At 54.2% G+C, this 1,838-nt stretch carries 1 protein-coding gene and 1 pseudogene; both read right to left on the bottom strand.

The window, feature by feature from the left end; genetic code table 11:
• Window positions 1-1,469 (bottom strand): annotated as a pseudogene (locus NWQ23_RS15815) (DNA-directed RNA polymerase subunit beta); the annotation flags it as partial.
• 246 nt (window positions 1,470-1,715) lie between these two features.
• The coding region (locus NWQ23_RS15810; RefSeq protein WP_306167354.1) for a ribosomal protein L7/L12 at window positions 1,716-1,838 on the bottom strand (123 nt) is incomplete at its 5' end.

Genomic DNA, 1,838 nt, shown 5'->3' with positions numbered 1-1,838 from the left:
AGCAGACCAACGCGGTACTGGTTTTCCATCAATTCGCCAACGGAACGCACACGACGGTTCCCAAGGTGGTCGATATCGTCGATGTCGCCCTTGCCGTCCCGCAGTTCAACCAGCGCTTTGATACAAGCGACGATGTCTTCGCGACGCAGGGTGCGGATGGTGTCATCGGCATCCAGATCAAGACGCATGTTCATTTTCACGCGACCGACAGCGGACAGGTCGTAGCGCTCGCTGTCAAAGAACAGCGTATCAAACAGCGCGCTTGCGCTATCAACGGTCGGTGGTTCACCGGGACGCATCACGCGGTAGATATCCATGAGCGCGGTTTCGCGGTTCATGTTCTTGTCCGACGCCATCGTGTTGCGCATGTAGGCGCCCACGTTGATGTTATCGATATCCAGCACAGGGATCGTGGTGATGCCCGCATCAACCAGATCTTTGAGTGTGCCGCCGATCACTTCGCCGGACTTGTCCATTTCAACAGTCAGCTCATCGCCAGCTTCAACGTAGATCGCACCGGTTTCTTCGTTGATGATGTCTTGCGATACGAATTTGCCGAGAATGTTTTCGTAAGGCACCAGCAGATCGGTCACGTTCCCTGCGTCGATCAGTTTCTTGACCGAACGTGGCGTGATTTTCTCGCCGGCTTTGGCAATCACTTCACCTGTCTTTGCATCGATCAAATCGAAGGTCGGACGGGTGCCGCGCACACGCTCTGGGAAGAACTTGGTTGTCCAGGACTTGCCCTTTTTGTCCAGCTTATACTCGACGGTGTTGTAGTAGGCATTCATGATGCCTTCCTGATCCATGCCCAGCGCATAAAGCAGCGTGGTCACAGGCAGTTTGCGGCGACGGTCGATCCGGCAGAACACAAGGTCCTTGGCGTCGAATTCAAAGTCCAGCCAGCTACCGCGGTATGGGATGATGCGGCAGGCGAACAGAAGTTTACCGGACGAATGGGTTTTGCCCTTGTCATGGTCAAAGAACACGCCGGGCGAACGGTGCATCTGGGACACGATCACACGCTCGGTACCGTTGACGACAAACGTGCCGTTCGGCGTCATCAAAGGCATATCGCCCATGAATACGTCTTGTTCCTTGATGTCCTTGACAGACTTCGCGCCTGTATCTTCGTCCACATCAAACACGATCAGACGGAGGGTCACCTTGAGCGGGGCGCTATAGGTCATGTCGCGTTGCTGACATTCCTCGACGTCGTATTTCGGCTTTTCCAGCTCGTACTTGACGAATTCAAGCACGGCGGTCTCGTTAAAGTCTTTGATCGGAAAGACGGATTGGAAAACACCCTTGATGCCTTCGCCGTCAAGTGGTGTGTCGCTGTCGCCAGAGCGCAGGAACAGATCATAAGAAGATTTTTGAACCTCGATGAGGTTCGGCATTTCAAGTACTTCGCGGATTTTGCCGTAGTACTTACGCAGGCGTTTCTGACCAAGGAAGGAGGAAGCCATATGCGGTGTCACCTTTTGTTTGTCTCTCGAACGATGCATCACCCGGGCCGCGATACATCACCCATTTGACAGGGGGTTCAAAGTCTATTCGTGGCTGCCGTCCCACCGGCTGCCTCCCGACTGATTGAACCTACCCAAGAGGTCGGTCAGCGATTGGCCGACCTCTAAGACAGGTTTGGCCGGGCCCGCATCTCTGCGAGCCCAGCCGAATTTTAGGGCGAAAGTGAATTTCGCCTGAAGACTGACTTAGGCCAGTTCGACCTCTGCACCAGCTGCTTCCAGCTTTGCTTTGATGTCTTCTGCTTCTGCTTTGGAAGCGCCTTCTTTGATCTTGCCGCCAGCTTCGACCAGATCTTTGGCTTCTTTCAG

The sequence above is a fragment of the Yoonia sp. genome, from assembly GCF_030731595.1.
In the GTDB taxonomy this organism is placed as follows: domain Bacteria; phylum Pseudomonadota; class Alphaproteobacteria; order Rhodobacterales; family Rhodobacteraceae; genus Yoonia.
This window is presented reverse-complemented; position numbering and strand designations above follow the sequence as displayed.